The organism is Nocardia sp. JMUB6875 (assembly GCF_041154655.1).
In the GTDB taxonomy this organism is placed as follows: domain Bacteria; phylum Actinomycetota; class Actinomycetes; order Mycobacteriales; family Mycobacteriaceae; genus Nocardia.
The window spans coordinates 12,328-32,161 of the sequence record NZ_BAAFGR010000064.1 but is presented as its reverse complement, the minus strand read 5'-3'; the positions used below and the strand labels follow the sequence as shown (position 1 = coordinate 32,161).

At 68.1% G+C, this 19,834-nt stretch carries 25 protein-coding genes; 10 read left to right on the top strand and 15 right to left on the bottom strand.

The features are described from left to right. Positions 1-120: 120 nt before the first annotated feature. On the top strand, positions 121-429 hold the full coding sequence (locus tag ACAM49_RS18355) for an ArsR/SmtB family transcription factor (RefSeq protein ID WP_369636752.1): 309 nt from the start codon (positions 121-123) through the stop codon (positions 427-429). A gap of 2 nt (positions 430-431) precedes the next feature. Here ACAM49_RS18355 and ACAM49_RS18350 read toward each other — a convergent pair whose 3' ends face one another. The 6 genes from ACAM49_RS18350 to ACAM49_RS18325 form a co-directional block, all read right to left on the bottom strand. Then, positions 432-815, bottom strand: a complete 384-nt coding sequence (locus ACAM49_RS18350) for a GNAT family N-acetyltransferase (RefSeq protein WP_369636743.1) — start codon at positions 813-815, stop codon at positions 432-434. A 111-nt stretch (positions 816-926) separates the two neighbouring features. Further along, the gene (locus tag ACAM49_RS18345; RefSeq protein WP_369636742.1) at positions 927-1,433 is read right to left on the bottom strand and encodes an N-acetyltransferase family protein; all 507 of its coding nucleotides are present in this window, start codon (positions 1,431-1,433) and stop codon (positions 927-929) included. Between the two features lie 4 nt (positions 1,434-1,437). After that, the gene (locus ACAM49_RS18340) at positions 1,438-1,851 is read right to left on the bottom strand and encodes an arsenate reductase ArsC (protein WP_369636741.1); all 414 of its coding nucleotides are present in this window, start codon (positions 1,849-1,851) and stop codon (positions 1,438-1,440) included. Positions 1,852-1,929: 78 nt separating this feature from the next. Beyond that, entirely contained in the window at positions 1,930-2,673 is a 744-nt protein-coding gene (locus ACAM49_RS18335; RefSeq protein ID WP_369636740.1) for an aquaporin, read from the bottom strand. Further along, entirely contained in the window at positions 2,670-3,047 is a 378-nt protein-coding gene (locus ACAM49_RS18330) for an ArsR/SmtB family transcription factor (RefSeq protein ID WP_369636739.1), read from the bottom strand. The genes ACAM49_RS18335 and ACAM49_RS18330 overlap by 4 nt, the downstream gene beginning before the upstream one ends. A gap of 66 nt (positions 3,048-3,113) precedes the next feature. Continuing rightward, positions 3,114-3,644, bottom strand: coding sequence for an ArsI/CadI family heavy metal resistance metalloenzyme (locus ACAM49_RS18325; RefSeq protein ID WP_369636738.1), 531 nt, complete (start codon positions 3,642-3,644; stop codon positions 3,114-3,116). 103 nt (positions 3,645-3,747) lie between these two features. On the opposite strand from ACAM49_RS18325, the gene ACAM49_RS18320 reads away from it, so the two are divergent. Further along, positions 3,748-4,107, top strand: a complete 360-nt coding sequence (locus tag ACAM49_RS18320; protein ID WP_369636737.1) for an Rv2640c family ArsR-like transcriptional regulator — start codon at positions 3,748-3,750, stop codon at positions 4,105-4,107. A gap of 305 nt (positions 4,108-4,412) precedes the next feature. Here ACAM49_RS18320 and ACAM49_RS18315 read toward each other — a convergent pair whose 3' ends face one another. The 3 genes from ACAM49_RS18315 to ACAM49_RS18305 form a co-directional block, all read right to left on the bottom strand. Next, on the bottom strand, positions 4,413-4,685 hold the full coding sequence (locus tag ACAM49_RS18315) for a hypothetical protein (protein ID WP_369636736.1): 273 nt from the start codon (positions 4,683-4,685) through the stop codon (positions 4,413-4,415). 276 nt (positions 4,686-4,961) lie between these two features. Continuing rightward, entirely contained in the window at positions 4,962-5,774 is an 813-nt protein-coding gene (locus tag ACAM49_RS18310) for an Fpg/Nei family DNA glycosylase (RefSeq protein ID WP_369636735.1), read from the bottom strand. Positions 5,775-5,777: 3 nt separating this feature from the next. Continuing rightward, entirely contained in the window at positions 5,778-6,248 is a 471-nt protein-coding gene (locus ACAM49_RS18305) for a ribose-5-phosphate isomerase (protein ID WP_369636734.1), read from the bottom strand. A gap of 407 nt (positions 6,249-6,655) precedes the next feature. Here ACAM49_RS18305 and ACAM49_RS18300 point away from each other — a divergent pair, with 407 nt between their 5' ends. Then, a complete protein-coding gene (locus ACAM49_RS18300) occupies positions 6,656-7,591 on the top strand; it encodes a M48 family metallopeptidase (protein ID WP_369636751.1) in 936 nt (311 codons plus the stop codon). A gap of 66 nt (positions 7,592-7,657) precedes the next feature. Here ACAM49_RS18300 and ACAM49_RS18295 read toward each other — a convergent pair whose 3' ends face one another. After that, entirely contained in the window at positions 7,658-8,305 is a 648-nt protein-coding gene (locus ACAM49_RS18295) for a DsbA family protein (RefSeq protein WP_369636733.1), read from the bottom strand. Between the two features lie 184 nt (positions 8,306-8,489). Here ACAM49_RS18295 and ACAM49_RS18290 point away from each other — a divergent pair, with 184 nt between their 5' ends. From ACAM49_RS18290 to ACAM49_RS18280, 3 genes are all read left to right on the top strand, one after another. Continuing rightward, positions 8,490-9,686 carry an NAD(P)/FAD-dependent oxidoreductase gene (locus tag ACAM49_RS18290; protein ID WP_369636732.1) on the top strand — a complete coding sequence of 399 codons (1,197 nt, stop codon included), beginning with the start codon at positions 8,490-8,492 and terminating at the stop codon, positions 9,684-9,686. A 105-nt stretch (positions 9,687-9,791) separates the two neighbouring features. Next, the gene (locus tag ACAM49_RS18285; RefSeq protein WP_369636731.1) at positions 9,792-10,196 is read left to right on the top strand and encodes a YciI family protein; all 405 of its coding nucleotides are present in this window, start codon (positions 9,792-9,794) and stop codon (positions 10,194-10,196) included. After that, positions 10,196-11,509 (top strand): RNA polymerase sigma factor, encoded by a 1,314-nt coding sequence (locus ACAM49_RS18280; RefSeq protein ID WP_369636730.1) that lies wholly within the window; start codon positions 10,196-10,198, stop codon positions 11,507-11,509. Before ACAM49_RS18285 ends, ACAM49_RS18280 begins: the two co-directional genes overlap by 1 nt. 4 nt (positions 11,510-11,513) lie before the next feature. Here ACAM49_RS18280 and ACAM49_RS18275 read toward each other — a convergent pair whose 3' ends face one another. Then, the gene (locus ACAM49_RS18275) at positions 11,514-12,455 is read right to left on the bottom strand and encodes an AraC family transcriptional regulator (protein WP_369636729.1); all 942 of its coding nucleotides are present in this window, start codon (positions 12,453-12,455) and stop codon (positions 11,514-11,516) included. Positions 12,456-12,574: 119 nt separating this feature from the next. Between ACAM49_RS18275 and ACAM49_RS18270 the strand changes: the two genes are divergently transcribed. Further along, positions 12,575-13,258: an NAD(P)H oxidoreductase gene (locus ACAM49_RS18270; RefSeq protein ID WP_369636728.1), complete on the top strand. Its 684-nt coding sequence runs from the start codon at positions 12,575-12,577 to the stop codon at positions 13,256-13,258. Between the two features lie 15 nt (positions 13,259-13,273). Here the strand turns inward: ACAM49_RS18270 and ACAM49_RS18265 are convergent, their stop codons facing one another. Then, on the bottom strand, positions 13,274-14,110 hold the full coding sequence (locus ACAM49_RS18265) for a phosphoribosylaminoimidazolesuccinocarboxamide synthase (protein ID WP_369636727.1): 837 nt from the start codon (positions 14,108-14,110) through the stop codon (positions 13,274-13,276). Positions 14,111-14,382: 272 nt separating this feature from the next. Here ACAM49_RS18265 and pepN point away from each other — a divergent pair, with 272 nt between their 5' ends. The 3 genes from pepN to ACAM49_RS18250 all read left to right on the top strand — a co-directional run bounded on the left by pepN (position 14,383) and on the right by ACAM49_RS18250 (position 18,492). Beyond that, positions 14,383-16,974, top strand: coding sequence for an aminopeptidase N (gene pepN, locus ACAM49_RS18260; protein WP_369636726.1), 2,592 nt, complete (start codon positions 14,383-14,385; stop codon positions 16,972-16,974). 288 nt (positions 16,975-17,262) lie between these two features. Continuing rightward, the gene (locus ACAM49_RS18255; protein WP_369636725.1) at positions 17,263-17,865 is read left to right on the top strand and encodes a ClpP family protease; all 603 of its coding nucleotides are present in this window, start codon (positions 17,263-17,265) and stop codon (positions 17,863-17,865) included. A 36-nt stretch (positions 17,866-17,901) separates the two neighbouring features. Beyond that, positions 17,902-18,492, top strand: a complete 591-nt coding sequence (locus ACAM49_RS18250; RefSeq protein WP_369636724.1) for a ClpP family protease — start codon at positions 17,902-17,904, stop codon at positions 18,490-18,492. Between the two features lie 8 nt (positions 18,493-18,500). Here ACAM49_RS18250 and ACAM49_RS18245 read toward each other — a convergent pair whose 3' ends face one another. The 3 genes from ACAM49_RS18245 to ACAM49_RS18235 all read right to left on the bottom strand — a co-directional run bounded on the left by ACAM49_RS18245 (position 18,501) and on the right by ACAM49_RS18235 (position 19,746). After that, entirely contained in the window at positions 18,501-18,896 is a 396-nt protein-coding gene (locus ACAM49_RS18245; RefSeq protein WP_369636723.1) for a helix-turn-helix domain-containing protein, read from the bottom strand. A gap of 117 nt (positions 18,897-19,013) precedes the next feature. Beyond that, entirely contained in the window at positions 19,014-19,481 is a 468-nt protein-coding gene (locus tag ACAM49_RS18240) for a DUF5130 domain-containing protein (RefSeq protein WP_369636722.1), read from the bottom strand. Next, a complete protein-coding gene (locus ACAM49_RS18235) occupies positions 19,468-19,746 on the bottom strand; it encodes a hypothetical protein (RefSeq protein WP_369636721.1) in 279 nt (92 codons plus the stop codon). The genes ACAM49_RS18240 and ACAM49_RS18235 overlap by 14 nt, the downstream gene beginning before the upstream one ends. Positions 19,747-19,834 lie beyond the last annotated feature (88 nt).

Genomic DNA, 19,834 nt, shown 5'->3' with positions numbered 1-19,834 from the left:
CCTGTATTGAAAGATATCAATACAAGTTTGGTGCCCTGATTAGACATCTGTCAATATTGACGTGTGTCGAAACAGGATCTTCCGGTGATCGCCTCCACGTCGGACTGCTGCAACACCACGCTGTCCTCCCCACTGGATGCCGAAACGGCCACCGCACTCGCGTCCACCTTCAAGGCCCTCGGCGACCCGGTCCGACTGCGTCTGCTCTCACTTATCGCGGCGGCGGGCGGCGAGGAGGTCTGCGTCTGCGAACTGACCCCGGCCTTCGACCTGTCCCAGCCGACCATCTCCCACCACCTGAAGGTCCTACGAGAAGCCGGTCTGCTGAGCTCCGAACGACGCGGAACCTGGGTCTACTACCGGATCATTCCCGAAGCGCTGCAACGACTCTCGGATGTCCTGATTCCGGTCGGCGCTGCAGCCACCTGACGTCAGGCTTGATGCGCCCAAGTGCGCAGGATGAACGGCCGCCCCTTGTCGGGCACGGAAATCGGGGGATCATCGGTACGCCGGAATCCGAGTCCGTGGGCGATCGCGATGCTCGGCGCGTTGTCGTCCTCGATCTCCATCAGCACCCGTTCCGAGCCCAGCCGCTCGTGCACGAAGCGGGTCATCATCGCGGCCGCCTTCCGGGCGAGCCCACGGCCACGATGATCGGCCCGCACGCAATACCCGATGCTCGGCCCGACCGGATTCAACAGAATCTCGCCGACGGGCTCGTCGACAACAATCCCATCGCGCCATTCCCGCAGCGTCACCCCCTCCCCGACCAGACACACAGGCTCGGCGGGCAATACGACACGGGATTCGGCCACGCCCAGACCATAGGGGCCGATCCCGCACCACCCCTACGCCACCTGCGGAAACGCTGCAACGGCCTCGGCCGATCAGTGATGGACCTGCCCTGCGTAGGCAGACGACACCGACTATTCGACCGTGGGGCTGCGGCGTTCGATGGCGATGACATCGCGCCACCGCCCGTCGCGTCGGCCGATGCGCTCACGGGTGCCGATCGTGCGGAATCCAGCCTTGGCGTGCACGGCGAGGCTGGCGGTGTTCTCGGGGAAGATTCCGGATTGGACGGTCCAGATGCCTGCGGCGTCGGTGGAGTCGAGTAGGGCGGTGAGCAGTGTCAGGCCGACGCCCTGGCCGCGGGCGTCGGGGTGGACGTAGACGGAGTGTTCGACTACCCCGGCGTAGGCGCAGCGGTCCGAGACCGGGACCACGGCGACCCAGCCGAGGACCCCGTCTCGGTCGTCGAGGGCGACGAAACGGTGTTGGGGCAGTTTGGTTTCGTCGAACTGCGGCCATGTGGGGGCGGTGGTTTCGAAGGTGGCGTCGCCGTCGTCGATGCCGAGTTGATAGATCTCGAGCACCTGGGCGGCGTGCTCGTCGCGCATCGGTTCGATGCGCAACGGCGGTGTGGCAGTCATGAATTCAGGATCGGACCGGGATACCCAGTTCGTCGAGCAGACCGCGGACCCGAGCTTCGATGGCGTCGCGGATCGGGCGGACCGCATCGATGCCCTGTCCGGCGGGGTCGTCGAGTTTCCAGTCCAGGTATTGCTTGCCTGAGAAGTAAGGGCAGGCATCGCCGCAGCCCATGGTGATCACCACGTCCGATGCCTGCACAGCCTCGGTGGTGAGCACCTTCGGGGACTCGGCGGACATGTCGACCCCCACTTCGGCCATGGCCTCCACGGCGATCGGATTGACCTGATCGGCGGGCGCGGATCCGGCGGAGCGGACCTCGACCAGGTCACCGGCGAGGTGGGTCAGGAACGCGGCGGCCATTTGGGAGCGTCCGGCGTTGTGGACGCAGACGAACAGCACGCTGGGCTTGGATGCCATTGGCGGGCAGCCTCTTTCAGGGAGCGGGGATGGTGGGGTTGGCGCGGGCTTGCTCGGTCAGGGCCCTCGGGTGGTCGGTCATGAGGTGCTCCGGGGATCGGTGAGCGGGTGTTCGGGATGGGGAGTGACAACGTTCTCCGCCGGTGCCGGATCGGGATAGATGAGCCCGATCAGGATCAGTCCGATTGCCGCACCCACGATCTGGGCGGCGATGAAGGCGGGCACCGACGCGGGGGCGATACCGGCGAAGGTGTCGGAGAACATGCGGCCGACGGTGACGGCGGGATTGGCGAAGGACGTGGAGCTGGTGAACCAATAGGCCGCGCCGATGTAGGCGGCGACCGCCGCGGCCGACAGCGCGGCGCGACCGGTGCGCGCGAGGGCGAAAATGACCGCGATCAGCCCGGCCGTGGCCACCACTTCGCCGACCAAGTGCCCGCTCGAGGCGCGGTGATGAGTCGAGATCTCGACCACGGAGCGCTCGAACATGAGATTGGCGAGCACGGCCCCGGCGATGCCGCCGAGGACCTGTGCGCCGATGTACGCGCCGAGTTCGGCTGCGGTGAACCTGGCGTCTCGACCGCGTCCGGCCACCCAATCTGCCACGGAGACAACGGGATTGAAGTGTGCGCCCGAAACCGGGCCGAACATCAGGATCAGGATGCCGAGCCCGAACACGGTCGCGGTCGAGTTCTCGAGCAGCTGTACCCCGATATCACCCGGCGACAACTGCTGGGCGGCGATACCGGATCCGACGACGACGCACACCAGCAGTCCGGTGCCGACGAATTCGGCCAGCAGCCGCCGCGCCAGCAGGGTCATCGGGCGGCCTCCATCGGCACGGCGATGTCCAGCAGTGCCGACAGTTGCCGCATCGCGGCGGGTTCGACCCGGTAGTACACCCACGACCCCCGACGCTCACTCGACAGCAGCCCGGCTTCGCGCAGCACCTTGAGGTGATGGGAGATGGTGGGCTGGCCGACCTCGAACCCGTCGGAGATGTCGCAGACGCAGGCTTCCTGTCCGGCGTGGCTGGCGACCAGGCTCAGCAGGCGCAGCCGGACCGGGTCGGACAGCGCCTTGAACACCGCCGCCAATTCGGTCGCGGCCTGCGGGGTCAACGGCTCGCGGGCCAGTGGCGTGACCTCACACGAGGGTGAGGTCACGTCGGTCAACGGTAGTTCTCGATTCGACACGCATCGATATTGATGGCCATCGAATCCAAGGGCAAGCGAACAACGGGTGAACCAACCCGGTGAGGGTCAGCCGCAGCAGGGGGCTCCGGACGCGACGGCATCGGTCTTGGCCGCGCTGCCGCAGCACGCGCCTTCCGCGGCCGCTTCTTCGGCGGTTCCGCAGCACACCGCGATCGCTTGGTCGTCGCTCACGGTCTCGCCGCCGGCGAGCACCGGTGCGGTGCCGAAGGTTTCGCTGTCGGCCAGCACGGTGTAGACCTCCCACCGCTCGGCATCGGGCGCGGTGACCCACACCTTGTCCTGGGTGGCGAAACAACACGTCGTGGCGATCTGCTCCTCGGTGAACAGGCCGGCACTCGACAGGCGGGCGATCTCGGCGTGCACCTGGTCGGAGGATTCGACCTCGACCCCGAGGTGGTTGAGGCTGCCGCCGTGGCCGGGGTTCTCGATGAGGACCAGCTTGAGCGGCGGCTGGGTGATGGCGAAGTTGGCGTAACCGGGCCTGCGCTTGGCCGGCTCGGTGTTGAACAGGGTCGAGTAGAACGTGACCGCCTGGTCGAGGTCGTCGACGTTGAGGGCGAGCTGAACACGGGACATGGGACCATACCTCCACTTGTGAGACATATGTCGAAGAACTTGACGGGACCGAGTCTGCCTCACCTTTTCGACATATGTCAACAAGGTGGGTAGGGTGGTTGTCATGCCCAAGGCGTTGCCCGTGATCGACATGTCCGCCCCGGTCTGCTGCGCGCCCGTCGCCGCCGGACCGGTCGACGACTCCGCCGCGCTCGAAATCGCATTGCGGCTCAAGGCAATCGCCGACCCGGTCCGCGTCAAGCTGCTGTCACTACTGCTCACCAGCCCTGCCGGGGAGGAGAACACCGGTGACCTCGCCACCGCGGTCGGGCTGGCCGAATCAACCGTCAGCCACCACCTCGGACAGCTCAAGAAGGCCGGACTCGTCGAATCCGAACGCCGCGGCATGAACACCTACCACCACGCCTACCGCGACGCGCTGTCAGCGCTGTGCCTGGTACTTGATCCGAACTGCTGCCGCTGAACACCGCGTTCGACCGATGCGAGACCGGTGCTCGGACCGGGTAGCACCGGCTGGCGAAGCCACATCACAAGCGGTTCGCCGGCGGCGTGGTGCGGGTGTCGAGTCCGCAGGGACGCTTCGCCGACGGTGCTGCGCAGATCGACGACGAGCCTGCCACCTCTGTGGGACGACGGTTCTCCATGCGGTTATGGATGCCCGGAACCTGTTCTGGTGCCCCACCCCTCAGCCTCATTGAATGCGGACGGCCCTCGGGCTGAATCGAGCACTACCCGTCAGCCGCGGGCCGCGCCCTCCGGCCAGACGATCTAGACGGGAAGGTTCCCGTCCCTGGCGCGATCTACCCTGCCCGCGTCGTCGAACCCCGTCACTCGCACGGTGTCCGCGCGGGACAGCAAGTCATCGAACTGCTCGGCATGGTCCGGCTTCACCTTGCGCTCTCGGTAATTGTGCGACGGCAGAACAACTTCCAGCCGCCCACCGGCGTCGACCACAGCTTGCGCGAACACACTCTCGGCACCACGCGCGATGCAGCTGACGCCGACCAGTTCGGCCGGATCTCCGGGATCTCGACCCCGCATGGGGCGCTCGTCGGCAGTTGTTGGGCTCGCCGTACCTCACGACCGACAGGATGGCGTCACCTTCGCCGAAAGGCTTTCCGGGAGTCAAGTTCTGGGCGACGACGATCCAGTTGCGGTCGAGGACCTGATGGCGGCCTTTGCCTCGAGGACTTCAGATCGTAGTCCTGCGCGAGGGCATCCGACCACGCTATGCACGGCGACGCATCGGTATGGGCGACAGCCATCCCGATCGAATCGGCAATCGAATCGATTACCGAATCCGCATCTAGTCGGACATCAGCCCGGCTGACAGGTGGGGCACCAGAAGAGGTTTCGGGCGTCCATTACCGCGTGGACGACTGTGGTGCCGCAGAGGCGGCAGGGTTCGCCGACGCGGCGGTAGACGTAGGTGCGGGGGCGGTCCGCCGCGTAGGAGGGGGCGCCGTGGTCGTGTTCGGGGCGCACGACGTGCATCAGTCCCCGGCGGACGCCTACCTTCATCAACTCGACCAAATCGAGCCACATGGCGTCCCACTCGCTGCGGGTCAGGGACTTGCCGGGGCGGTAGGGCGAGATGTTGTGGCGGAAGAGGACTTCCGCTCGATAGACATTGCCGACTCCGGCGAGGACCTTCTGGTCCATCAATAGAGCGCCGATGGGGCGTGACGAGCGGGTGATGCGGTGCCAGGCGCGGTCGGGGTCGGCGTCGCGGCGCAGGGGGTCGGGGCCCAAACGGGAAGTGAGGGCGGCGACTTCGGGGTCGTGGAGGATTTCGCAGGCGGCGGGGCCGCGGAGGTCGGTGCCGTGGAGGTCGCCGGTGCGGCCGCCGCCGATGAGGCGCATGCGGACCTCGCCGACGGGATCGTCCATGGGGACCGGGGATTCGGTGAATTTGCCGTACAGGCCCAGGTGGACGTGCAGGGTGACGCCCGAATCATAGTGGTGGAGAAGGTGTTTGCCGTACGCCTCGGCGCGGGTGAGGACGCGGCCGTGGATCAGGGCCGCGCCGTCGGCGAATCGGCCCTGCGGGCTGGAGACGGAGACCGGACCGCCGGCGAAGCGCTTGTGGTGCAGCTTCGCCAGGCGGTGCAGCGTATGGCCTTCGGGCACAGGTCAGTTCGGGAGGGCCGGGGGGACGCCGGTCTTCTCGTACTCGGCGAGGATGTCGATGCGGCGCTGGTGGCGCTCCTCGTCCGACCACGCGGTGGTCATGAAGGCGTCGACGATGGCGAGCGCCTCGGAGGTGGTGTGCATGCGGCCGCCGATGCCGAGCAGCTGCGCGTTGTTGTGCTGGCGCGCGAGCTGGGCGGTCTCCACGCTCCAGCCGAGGGCGCAACGGGCGCCGGGCACCTTGTTGGCGGCGATCTGCTCGCCATTGCCGGAACCGCCGAACACGAAGCCCAGCGAACCCGGGTCGGCGACGACGCGGCGGGCGGCCTCGATGCAGAAGGCCGGGTAGTCGTCGAGGGCGTCGTATTCCAGCGCGCCGCAGTCGACGACCTCGTGGCCCTGGCTCTCCAGGTGAGCCTTGACGTGGTTCTTCAGTTCGAAGCCGGCATGGTCGGCACCCAGGTATACGCGCATGGCAGCGATTCTGTCAGGACGCCCGCGCCCGATCGGAAAGGGGGCTCTCACCCGGCGGCGCGGACCGTGAGTCGCGCCACCGCGAGCCCGCGAGCGACCCGCAACGAGGCCGAACCGCGGACCTCGGTGAAACGTACTATCCAGGCATGACGTCCGACGACAATTCACCACCGCCGAACGCCTACGGGGGACAACCGGCCGGCAGCCCGCCGGGGCAGCCGCCCACCGGCAGCTATCCCGTCGGCGGCCCGCCTGCCCAACCGCCCACCGGCGGCTACCCGCCCGTGATCAATGGCGCGACCGGCTGGGATCCGCGCCTGGGCCCGCCGGGTTGGGCTCCGCAGCAAGCGTATTCGCCGCCCCCGCCGCCGATCGTGCAGCAGACCCGCGGCCTGTCCCCGTACGGGATGCCCGCGCGGCACAACTGGGAGATCCCGCTGCTGGTGATCGTCGTGATCATCACGGTGATCGCGTACCTGTTCGCACTGCTGTTGCTGTTCACCGGGAACGCGGACCAGATCACCCTGATCCTGGTGTTCGCGCCGCTGGTGGTCTACCTGATCCGCGGTATGACCTACGCGACCCAGCGCGTCAACGGCGTGAAGATGTCGCCCACGCAGTTCCCCGAGGGCTATCGCATGGTCCAGGAGGCCGCGGCCCGCTTCGGGATGACGAAGGTGCCCGACGCCTACGTGGTGCTGGGCAACGGCCAGATCAATGCCTTCGCCTCCGGCCACGGCTTCCGCCGGTTCGTGGTCGTCTACAGCGACCTGTTCGAAATCGGCGGCGCGGCACGCAATCCCGACGCGCTGGCGTTCATCATCGGCCACGAGGTCGGGCACATCGCCGCCGGGCATGTCTCGTACTGGCGGCAGCTCGGCATGTTCGCCGGATCGTATGTGCCGATCCTGGGCAGCTCGCTGATCCGCTCCCAGGAGTACACGGCCGACAATCACGGCTTCTGCAATCGCCCGCAGGGTGCGCCCGCGGCGATGCAGACCATCGGCGCGGGCAAGTACCTGAACAATCTGGTCGGTTTCGACGAGATGGCCGACCGCGCCGCCCAGGAGAAGGGCTTCTTCGTCTGGATCGTGAACGCCATGTCCAGCCACCCGGTGCTGACCTGGCGCATGTGGGCACTGCGCGACCGCAGCCGCCACGGCAAGTTGTTCTGGCGGCCCTCCGCCCCGCCCGCCCCGCCGATCGCGGCCCAGCCCTACGGCGGTTTCCAGCCGCCCGCCGGATACGGCGTCCCCCAGGCGTACGGCAACGCGCCGCAGCCCTACGGCAATCCGCCGGGGTACGACGGCACGACGTATCAGGAGTACCGCGGCCCGAACTGAGGCCGACGCGAATCGGGCGGGTCCGCACTGGACCCGCCCGATTCACATTCCGCTGAAGATGCTGCGTCAGTCGAAGACCGGATCCTCGGTGCGAGTCCGCTTGAGCTCGAAGAAGTGCGGGTACGAAGCCAGCGCGACCGCTCCGTCCCACACCTTGCCCGCCTCCTCGCCGCGCGGAATCCGCGACAGCACCGGCCCGAAGAACGCGGTGTCGTTGATGTGGATGGTCGGCGTGCCGACATCCGGCCCGACCTTGTCCATGCCCGCGTGGTGCGACGCCTTCAACGCCTCGTCGAAGTCGGTGCTCTGCGCGGCCGCGGCCAGCTCGGCGGGCAGCCCCACCTCGGCCAGCGATTCGGCGATGATCTGCGCGAGCAGCTCGGCACGCGAGCCGTCCTCGCGCTCATAGTCGGCGCGGCGGTTGTGCAGCCGGGTGCCCATGGCGGTGTACAGCGGCAGCAGCACCTTGTCGCCGTGCTCGGCCGCGGCGGCGATGGCGACCCGGACCGGACCCCATCCGGTCGCGAGCAGCTCCTCGTACTGCGGGGGCAGCCCCTCGCGGCCCTCGTTGAGGACCGACAGGCTCATCACGTGGAAGTGCGCCTCGATATCGCGGACCTGCTCGACCTCGAGGATCCAGCGGGAGGTGATCCAGCACCACGGGCACAGCGGGTCGAACCAGAAATCGACCCGGTCCTTCTTGGTGTCGCTCACAGGGAAGTCCTTTCGCAGTTCTCGGCGGCCGGGGGCACGGCCGTCCCCCATGCGCAACAACCGGGATTGTTGCCGATATTTCCGCTCGGCCCGACTCGGCCGGGTCTAGGGTCGGATTATCGGCCTCGTCGGGAGATCACGTCCTGGTGGGCGGACCCGACCGCGTGAGCAGGGAGGTTTCGGCATGACCACAGCCAGGTTCGTCATCGCGGGAGGTGGGCTGGCCGCGGCCAAGCTCGCGGAAGCCTTGCGCGCCAATGACTTCGACGGAACGGTGACGCTCATCGGCACGGAGTACCACCTGCCGTACGAGCGGCCGCCGCTGTCCAAGGAGCATCTGCTGGGCAAGAAGGCCCTGGTCGACTTCACCGTCGATCCGGCGCAGTGGTATCGCGACCACCATGTCGAGGTGATGCCGGGTACCACCGTCACCGCCGTGGACCGCGCCACGAAAACCGTTGCGCTGCCGGACGGTACGACACTGCCCTACGACAAGCTGGCACTGGCCACCGGATCCCGGCCGCGGCTGCTGCGCCTGCCGGGCGCGGACGCCGAGGGCGTGCACGTGCTGCGCACCATCGAGGATTCCGACGCGCTGCTCGCCCTGTTCGGCACCGCACGGCGACTGGCCGTCATCGGGGCCGGATGGATCGGGCTCGAGGTGACCGCGGCGGCGCGGGCAGCGGGCGTGGAAGTGACTGTGCTGGAAACGGAATCGGTGCCGTTGCAGGCCGCGCTGGGCACCGAGATGGGTGAGGTGTTCGCCCAGCTGCATCGCGACCACGGGGTCGATCTGCGGCTCGGGGTGAAGGTCGGCGAGATCGCCACCTCGGGCGGCAAGGCCACCGGCGTGCGCCTCGACAACGGCACCCTCATCGAGGCGGACGCGGTCCTGATGGCGGTGGGCGCGCGGCCCAATATCGAATTGGCCGCCGACGCCGGGCTGGCCGTGGGCGGCGGCGTCCTGGTGGACGAGAGCCTGGCCACCAGCGATCCCGACATCGTCGCGGTCGGCGATATCGCCGATCAGCAGCATCCGGTACTGGGGCAGCGAATCCGGGTGGAGCACTGGGCGAACGCGCTGAACCAGCCCGCGGTGGCGGCGCTGACCATGCTCGGGAAACCGGCCGTGTACGACCGGCTGCCGTATTTCTTCACCGATCAGTACGACCTCGGCATGGAGTACACCGGCTATGTCGGGCCCAAGCAGCAGGCGCACGTGGTGGTGCGCGGCGATCTGGGCAAGCGTGAATTCGTCGCGTACTGGCTCGATTCCGGCAATCGGGTACTGGCGGGAATGAACGTGAACGTGTGGGATGTGACGGACAAGATCAAGCAGCTGATCCTCGGCGGCGAGGCCGTGGATCCCGAGACCCTGTGACCACCGTCACATAGCTCGGAGCGCAGGGTGCGTCGCGAGGGCGTGCGTGGCTCCGACCCGTTGATGAGAGCGCCGCCCGGCGCACCCCACCGCAAGGAGCCGACCGTGAAGTACATGCTGATCAAGACCTACTCCCCCGCCGCCTACTGCGACACGTCCGTCGGCGACTGGGAACCCGAGGAGATCCAGGCGCACATCGACTTCCAGCGCACCCTCGGCGAGGAGCTGGCCAAGTCCGGCGAACTCGTCGACGCCCAGGGCCTCTCCGATCCGGGCCAGGCCCGCATCGTCATGTCCGACGGCCGTTCCGCGCCGGTGGTCACCGACGGGCCGTTCCCCGAGACCAAGGAATTCCTGGCCGGATACTGGATCGTCGACGTCGATTCGCCCGAGCGGGCCGTCGAGATCGCCGCCAAGGCCTCGGCCGCGCCCGGCCCCGGCGGCAAGCCGATCGGCGAGTACATCGAGGTCCGCCCGATCATGAGCGCACCCCCCGCCGCCGAGCTCTGATGCCGGACCCGACCCTCGAGGACCTGCTCCGCGATCTCGCGCCGCAGGTCCTCGGCGCGCTCGTCCGCCGCTACGGCGACTTCGACGCCGCCGAGGACGCCCTCCAGGAAGCCCTCCTCGCCGCCGCCACCCAATGGCCCGCCGACGGCCGCCCCGACAACCCCCGCGCCTGGCTCATCTCCGTCGGCCAACGCCGCATGATCGACAGCATCCGCGCCGACATCTCCCGCCGAAACCGCGAGGAAGCCAACGCAATCCACGATCCGGAGCGGTTGAACGGCGCGACACCCGACCCCTCGGACGCGGCGATCGCGCGACTGGAGGGCGACAGCTGGGGACGGCTCGCTCTGCGTGATCTCGAACCGGCGGGCGCGGACCGCGATTACACGCTCACACTGTTCTTCCTGTGCTGTCATCCGGCACTGTCGCCCGCGAGTGCGATCGCGTTGACGCTGCGTGCGGTCGGCGGGCTCACCACCGAGGAGATCGCGCGGGCCTTCCTGCTGCCGGAACGCACCATGGCGCAACGGATCACGCGCGCCAAGAAGCGGCTGGCCGCCGAGGAGCGACCGTTCGCCATGCCCGCGGAGTCGAACGGGCAACGGGCGGAATGGGATACGCGGCTCGACAGTGTGCTGCGGGTGCTCTACCTTATCTACACCGAGGGCCACACCAGCGGCGGCGAACGACTACGCCGGGCCGATCTGTCGACAGAGGCGATTCGCCTGACCCGTGCGCTGTTTCGCGCGCTCCCCGACAATCCCGAGGTCACGGGACTCCTCGCCATGCTGCTGCTCACCGAGGCCCGGCGCGCGGCCCGCACCGGTGAACACGGCGAACTGATCCCCCTCGCCGAACAGGATCGCAGCCTCTGGGACCGCGAAATGATCATCGAGGGCGTCCGCCTCGCGACCGCGTCGGTCCGCAGCGGCCTCATCGGCCAGTATCAAATCCAGGCCGCCATCGCCGCCCTCCACGCCCAGGCCCTACGCCCAGAAGACACCGACTGGCCCCGAATACTGTTGCTGTACAACGCCCTCGAACGCCAATCCCCCAACCCCATGGTCACCCTCAACCGTGCCGTCGCCCTGGCCATGGTCCACGGCCCCCAGGCGGGCCTGGACCTGACCGACACACTCCGGGATTCCCTCTCCGGCAATCACCGGTTGGACGCCGTCCGAGGTCACCTCTACGAAATGGCAGGCGACCCAGAAGAAGCCATCGCCGCTTACACCTCCGCCGCCCGCCAAACCACCAGCCTCCCCGAACGCAACTACCTGACCATCCGAGCCGCCCGCCTCCGCCGCCCTTGACCGGTCAGGCGGCGGCCGTGCGGAAGGCGGTGGGGCTGAGGCCGCGGTGGCGTTTGAAGGCGGCGGAGAAGCCGAAAGGGTCTGCGTAGCCTACGGATTTGGCTATTTGGGCGATGGTGAGGTCGGTGTCGGTGAGGAGTTCCTCGGCCTCGTCCATGCGGGCGGCGGTCAGGTAGGCCAGTGGTGGCTGGCCCATGACTGCGGCGAAGCGTTTGGCGAAAAGCGCTCGGGAGACCCGGGATTCGGCGGCGAGGGAGGCGACGCTCCAGGGGGCCGACAGGGTGGTGTTGATAGCGTGCAGGGCCGGGGCGACGATCGGGTCGGAGAGGCCGCGAAACCAGGTGGGGGCGTCGGGTCCGGCCTGTTCGAACCAGGTGCGCAGGGTGCAGACCAGACTCCAGTCGAGCAGACGATCCATCATGGCCTGGGAGCCCGCGCTCTGATCGACGGCCGAGGCGGCGGCCTGTTCGAACCAGGCGCAGGTGTCCATGTTCTCGTGGATCGTGAGCACCGGCGGGAGGGCGCGCAGCAGGCGGTCGTGGCGGCGGGAGGAGGCGCGGTAGGCGCCGACCAGCAGGGCGGTGGCGTCCGCTTCACCGCCCCAACGGATTCCGGTGAGTTCCTCACCCTCACACTCGGAATCACCGGTGAAGCAGGCGATCTCGTACTCGGTGGCCGGACTGTTCGGACCAGCATGAGCATCATTGAAATCCCCTGATATGAGCCGGAATTCGTCGGTGATGCGGATCAGGGCGGTGTCGCCGACGCCAAGGGTTCGCTCCTCGCCGTCCGGCAGCCGCAGGATACCGCCGCCACGCATGACGGTGATCATGGTGAGTGGAGCGCGGTCGGGGAAGCGGATGGTCCAAGGCGCGGGCATGACGGCGTGCGTGAGCACCGACCCTTCGGCTCGAATGCCGCTCAATAGTTTGCTCAGGGGATCCACCCGATCGAGCGTAGACGAATTCCTATCGATCGGAGCTTTCCACCCATGGATCGTCCACGCGAGACCGGGTCTACTGGAGTCACCGGAACGAACAACCGCCCCGATCCAGGAGGAATTCCTTGTCGCACAACGGTATCGACCAGCCCCGCACGGCCCTGGTCGTGGTCGCCCACCACCGCTCCGATTCCCTCACCGCGCACATCGCCCGCCGGGCCGCCGCCCAGCTGGAGGCCGCCGGATACCGCATCGACCTGCTGGATCTGCATGCCGAGGGCTTCGATCCGCGCATGACCGAGGCCGATCAACCCGACTGGGGCAATCGCGAGAAGACCTACTCCCCCGAGGTCCACCAGCACATGGACCGAATTCTGGCCGCCGACCTCGTGATCGCGGCGTTCCCCGTCTACTGGGCGAGCGTCCCCGCCGTGCTCAAGGGCTGGATCGATCGGGTCTGGAACTACGGTTTCGCCTACGGCCGCAGCAAGCCCCGACTGGCGGGCAAGCGCATGCTCTGGCTGGGCCTGGCCGGCGCCGCCGCCGACGATGCGCTGATCCCGTTCATGCAGCAGACCCTCGAGGGCCAGCTCAACATGGGAATCGCCTACTACTGCGGCTTCTCGCACTCGACCGTCGGCCTGCTACCCGATGCCGAGGAGCGCCGCCAGCGCATCGACGCCGACGGCACGCTGCTCATCAATGCCCCGACCGTCGGCGCGGAACGCGAGGCCCAGTACGCCGCCCTGGAGCGACAGGCCGACGGGTTCGTCGCGAACTTCCTTGCCGCCCAGTCAGTTCCGGCTTAGAGCCGTGGTTTCGGCTCAGCCCTGGACGCCGTTCCAGGTGTTGCCGGTGATGAGTTCGTAGGCCTGGACGTACTTCTGCCGGGTCACGTCGACCACCTCGGCCGGAATCTCGGGACCCGGGTACTCCTTGTTCCAGCCGGTCGAGGTCGACCAGTCGCGCACGAACTGCTTGTCGAACGACTTCTGCGGACGCCCCGGCTCGTAGTCGTCGGCGGGCCAGAAACGCGAGGAGTCGGAGGTCAGCACCTCGTCGCCGACGGTGAGAACGTCACCGTCCCAACCGAGTTCGATCTTCGTATCGGCGATGATCACACCGTTGGCGGCGGCGTGCTCGGCCCCGCGGGCGTAGATCGAGAGGGTCAGGTCGCGCAGCTGCTCGGCGACCTCCTTGCCCTCCTGGTTCACCACGTCCTCGAAGCTGATCGGCTCGTCGTGCCCGGCGTCGGCCTTGGTGGTGGGGGTGAAGATGGGCTCGGGCAGCTTGTCGCCGTCGCGCAGGCCGGGCGGCAGCGCGATGCCGGACACGGTGCCGGAGCGCTGGTATTCGGCCAGCCCGCCGCCGGTCAGGTAGCCGCGCGCGATGCACTCGACCTTCACCATCTTCAGCGGCTTGACCCGCACGCCGCGGCCCGCGAACTCGGCGGGCACGTCGGTGGTGGACAGAATGTGGTTGGGCACATCGGAGAAGAACCCGAACCACCAGTTCGACAGCTGGGTGAGCAGCGCGCCCTTGTCCGGGATCGGGGTGGGCAGCACCACGTCGTACACCGACACCCGGTCGGATGCGACCAGGATCAGCGAGTCGCCGTCCTCGTACAGGTCGCGCACCTTACCGGCGTGGATGTGCTTCAACGGTCCTCCTCGTGCTGGGGCGATTGCTGCCGCCGCAGAGCTTACCGACGGCCCGACCTGCCCCTTGACCCGCGGTCGAGCGCTCGGAACTTCCTGACGTGGCATTGTGGGGAACGTCGCGTCCGCGCGGGGCCGCGAGTGGAGAATTGTTCGGTCCGCTCGAGTGTCCCCGCGTGGACGCATCGCATCACGCGTCGACCGTGGGCAGCGTCGCCCACCACACCGGACGCACCTGCACGGCAGCAGTTCTCCGAGAGCTAAGGAGCCCACCCTTGTCCGCACCGAATCTCACCCGCGAGCAGGCGATCGAACGCGCCGCGACGGTCCAGGTGGAGAACTACCGGGTCGAATTGGACCTGACCGGGCAGCCCACCAATGCCGACGAGCCGCGCCGTGAGAGCTTCCACACCAAGTCGACGGTGACCTTCACCGCGACGCCGGGTGCGCAGACCTTCATCGATTTCGTGGGCGCGGGCGTGCGCTCGGCCGTCCTCAACGGCGTGCCGCTGGACGTGAGCGGCTACGACGAGGAGCAGGGCCTGACCCTGCCGAACCTGGCCGCCTCCAACGAGCTCGTGGTCGAGGCCGACGGCGAGTACTCCAACACCGGCGAGGGCCTGCACCGCTTCGTCGACCCGACCGACAACAAGGTCTACCTGTACTCGCAGTTCGAAACCGCCGACTGCAAGCGCATGTTCGCCTGCTTCGACCAGCCGGACCTCAAGGCCACCTACGACGTGATCGTCACCGCGCCGGAGGACTGGGAGGTCATCTCCAACGGCGCGGTCGTGGACACGCACAAGATCGGCACCGTGGTCCGCCACACCTTCGCCACCACCCCGCGCATGAGCACCTACCTGGTCGCGCTCATCGCCGGCCCCTACGCCAAGTGGACCGACACCTACAGCGACGCGCACGGCGAGATCCCGCTCGGCATCTACTGCCGCGCCTCGCTGGCCGAATTCATGGACGCCGAACGGCTTTTCACCGAGACCAAGCAGGGCTTCGGCTTCTACCACACAAATTTCGGTGTGCCCTACGCCTTCGGCAAGTACGACCAGCTGTTCGTCCCCGAATTCAACGCGGGCGCAATGGAGAACGCGGGCGCGGTCACCTTCCTGGAGGATTACGTCTTCCGCTCCAAGGTCACCCGCGCCTCCTACGAGCGCCGCTGCGAGACCGTGCTGCACGAGATGGCGCACATGTGGTTCGGCGACCTGGTCACCATGAAGTGGTGGGACGACCTGTGGCTGAACGAGTCGTTCGCGACCTTCGCCTCGGTGCTGTGCCAGGTCAGCGCGACCGAATACTCCAATGCCTGGACCACTTTCGCCAATGTCGAGAAGTCCTGGGCGTACCGGCAGGACCAGCTGCCCTCCACCCACCCGATCGCCGCCGACATCCCGGATCTGGCCGCGGTCGAGGTGAACTTCGACGGCATCACCTACGCCAAGGGCGCTTCGGTGCTCAAGCAGCTGGTGGCCTACGTCGGCGAGGCGCCGTTCCTGGCGGGCCTGCGCGACTACTTCACCGAACACGCCTACGGCAACGCCACTTTCGACGATCTGGTGGGCGCGCTGGAGAAGGCGTCGGGCCGCGACCTGTCGGACTGGGGCGCGCAGTGGCTCAAGACCACCGGCCTGAACATCCTGCGCCCGGACTTCACCGTGGACGCGGACGGCAACTTCACCTCCTTCACCGTCATCCAGGAGGGCGCGGAGCCCGGCGCCGGTGAGCGCCGCGTGCACCGTCTCGCCATCGGCGTCTACGACGACCAGGATGGAAAGCTGGTGCGCACCAAGCGCGTCGAGCTCGACATCGACCCGGCCGAGCGCACCGAGGTGCCGGAGCTGGTCGGCGTCGGCCGCGGCAAGCTGGTGCTGATCAACGACGACGACCTCACCTACTGCTCGGTCCGCCTCGACGCCGACTCGCTCGACACCGTGGTGGCCCGCATCGCCGATATCGCCGAGCCGCTGCCGCGCACCCTGGCCTGGTCGGCCGCCTGGGAGATGACCCGCCAGGCCGAGATGAAGGCCCGCGACTTCGTGGCGCTGGTGCAGTCCGGCGTCGGCGCGGAAACCGAGATCGGCGTCGTGCAAAGGCTTCTCATGCAGGCGAGCACCGCGCTCGGCGCCTACGCCGACCCGGAGTGGGCGACCGCGCAGGGCTGGCCCGCCTACGCCGACCGCCTGCTGGAACTGGCGCGCGAGGCCGGTGCGGGCTCGGACCACCAGCTGGCCTTCGTCAACGCGCTCACCGGCGCGGTGCTCGCGGACCGGCACGTGCAGGTGCTGCGGCAACTGCTCGCCGGTGATCCGGCGGGCGTGGGCCTGCCGGGCCTGACCGTCGACACCGATCTGCGCTGGCGGCTCACCCAGGCGCTCGCGGCAGCCGGGGCCATCGACTCCGACGGCGTCGAAACCCCGCTCATCGACGAGGAATTGGCGCGCGACAACACCGCCGCGGGCCGCCGCCAGGCCGCTGCGGCCGCCACCGCCCGCCCGCAGGCCGCGGTCAAGGAGCAGGCGTGGGACACCGTCATGAACGATGACTCGGTCGCCAACATCACCACCCGCGCCATCGTCGCCGGCTTCGCACCGGCGGGTCAGGCGAATTTGCTGACGCCTTATGTGGAGCGGTATTTCGCCGAGATCCCGGCGGTGTGGGAGCGCCGTTCCAGCGAGGTCGCCCAGACCGTCGTGGTCGGTCTCTACCCGCACTGGGCCATCACCGACGAGGCGGTGGCGGTCGCGGACAAGTTCCTCGCCGGTGAGCACCCGCCCGCCCTGCGCCGCCTGGTGGTCGAGGGCAAGGCGGGCATCGAGCGCTCGCTGCGCGCCCGCGCCTTCGACCGCGGCTAGAAACCGACAGCGCGGCAACGCGTTTCACACGGCGACGGCCCTCCCGGAAGATCCGGGAGGGCCGTCGTCTTGCCCCGGAAAGGGTCGGGGCCGATCCGGGATTCCCAATTCCCCTAACACTCAGCACATTAGGGCTCGCGGACCCGGCTCAGAAGACCGCCGAACCAGTGCCCCTGATTTCGGGGTCCCGACGCACGCCGCCCCGGTCCCGACGCGCGCTGCCGTGAGCGGATCTGCTCACAGCAGCGTGGCGGGGCTTTCGCCGACCGATTGCGGCACCGTGAAGTCATGGCTGAGAACAAGACTCCGATGTTCAACTGGCGGACCCGCGAACAGCTCTACGCCCGCCGGGTGCTGGTCCTGGACGGCGCACTCGACGATGACAACGGCACCCTGCTGATGACCCAGCTGATGGCGCTGGCGGCCGAGGATCCGGAGGCGGGTATCTCGCTGTGGATCCACTCACCCGGCGGGTCGGTGCCGTCCATGCTCGCCATCCGCGACGTGATGCGCCTGGTGCCGTGCGAGGTGTCCACCCTGGCACTCGGATTGGCATGCAGCGCAGGACAATTCCTGCTCTCCGCGGGCACCCCGGGGCGTCGCTACGCACTCCCGCACGCCCGGGTGCTCATGCATCAGGGTTCGGCGGGCATCGGCGGCAGCGCGGTCGAGGTTGAGGTGCAGGCCGACGATCTGCGCTACACCGTGCAGACCGTGCTCGGCCTGATCGCGCAGGACACCGGCCAGCCCTACGAGCAGGTCTTCGAGGACTCCCTGCACGACCGCTGGTTCACCGCCACCCAGGCCCGGGAGTACGGCTTCATCGACCACATCGTGGAGTCGTTCAACCAAGTCATCCCCGAACGCCATCGCCTGGGTATTTCGGCGTAATTCCCAGGGCCCCAGCACTTCTCCAGGAGGCACCCCGTGACCAGCTACACCATCCCGAACGTGATCGCCCGCGACCCGCGCGGCGAACGCATCATGGACGTCTACTCGCACCTGCTCACCGAGCGCATTGTCTACCTCGGCACCCCCATCGACTCCGGCGTCGCCAACGCCCTCATCGCCCAGCTCCTGCACCTGGACGCCGAGAGCCCCGGCCAGGACATCAACCTCTACATCAACTGCGAGGGCGGCGACCTGTCGGCGATGCTCGCCATCTACGACACCATCCAGCACATCCAATCCCCCGTGGTCACCACCTGCGTCGGCCAGGCCATCGCGGTCGGCGCGGTGCTGCTGGCGGGCGGCGCGAAGGGCCGCCGCAATGTCCTGCCCCACTCCCGAATCGTCCTGCACCAGCCCGCGATCCGAGGCCAGGGCACCATCCCCGACCTCATCCTCCAGGCCGACGAAATCGTCCGCATGCGAGCCCAGGTGGAGGCCATCCTCGCCGCCCACACCGGCCAATCCCCCGAAACCCTCCGCCGCGACACCGACCGCGACCGAGTCTTCACCGCCGAAACCGCCCTCGCCTACGGCCTGGCCGACCAAATCCTCGGCCCCCGAGCCTGATTCGAGATCTACGCGGCGAGCAGGAGAGCCTGACCGGAGCAGCGCTGGGGCGCGGTGGTGCGGGTGAAGGAGGCCAGCTGACGACGATGCAGTTCCTGGGCCACCTGCAAGGTGAGGCCGCTCAGGGTGGTGCCCAGGGCTCCGGCCAGGGCGGCGATCATCTCGCTCGAGGGCTCCTTGCGGCCGCGTTCGACCTCGGACAGGTACTGGGGTGAGATACCCGCCCGGCCAGCGGTTTCGGTGAGTTTCTCACCGAGATCCAGACGGCGCGAGCGGAGTTGCTCGCCGAGGGCCTCGCGCCACAGCGGTTCTCGCGCGGGGGACTTGGCCGCGGGCTTACCCCGCTCCCGGCCCGTCTCGTCGAGACCACCGGGAATCGCTGTCAAACGCGGATGCTCGGACATATTCCGAGCGTAGGTTCTCCCGGCCCGCCGCCGCGCCTCGATCTGCTGAGAGCGAACTCCGGGGAAATGAACAACGGCCCGGTCCCCCAGGGACCGGGCCGTATTCGTGCTTACGAACTAGACGCGCCCGATGGTGGCGGCCATGACGCGAACCGCGGACACCAGGCCGTCGATCAGGTCGCCCTGACGGAAGGAGCTGAGGGCGGCGGTGGCGCCGAGCTGGCAGACGCGGTCGTTGGCGCGCTCGGCGACGTCGCGGCCGGAGCGAACCTCGACGGAGTTGGTGTTCGGGTCCACCGCGATCAGGACCGAGCGGGCGGCCTCGGGGGTGGACGGGAACAGGGCGTCGACGCCTGCCGCGGAGTCGGCGCCCAGGTCACCGATGAAGATGTTGAAGCGCACCTTGGTGGCCCGGGTGGCATCGGTGAGAGCGTTGTCCATGAGCAGCCGCTCGCGGTCGGTGAACGGCGCGTCGTTGAAGATGTCGCCGGCCTCGTGCACACCGGAGACCCGGCCGCTGGAGGTGATCGCCCAGCCGTGGGGTAGGTCGGCCTCGTTCACCGCGGGCCAATTAGAACTTGCCACTTGCCCGGCCTCCGATCAGGTCCGCGGGGGCGGATTCGATAGCCGCATGGTCACCATGCGAATCAGCAGTGTCGTGGTGGCCGGATCCGGTCACCTCGTCGGTCGCGCTCCACAGCACCGGGGGCTGGGTCCACGTGTCACCGAGTTCGTAGTGTGCCGGCTTCTTGCCCGGCAGCGGCTTGCCGAGGAACGACAATCCGGCGATCACCAGATAGATCGCGACCGGGATGCCGACGTAGATCAGCACTGTCTGGAGAATGCTCACGGGGGCAACGGTAGTCGATGCCGCGTCGACTACTACGACCGGTAAGGGTTATGCGACCGTGTCGTAACAATCACCTTTCAGACCAACC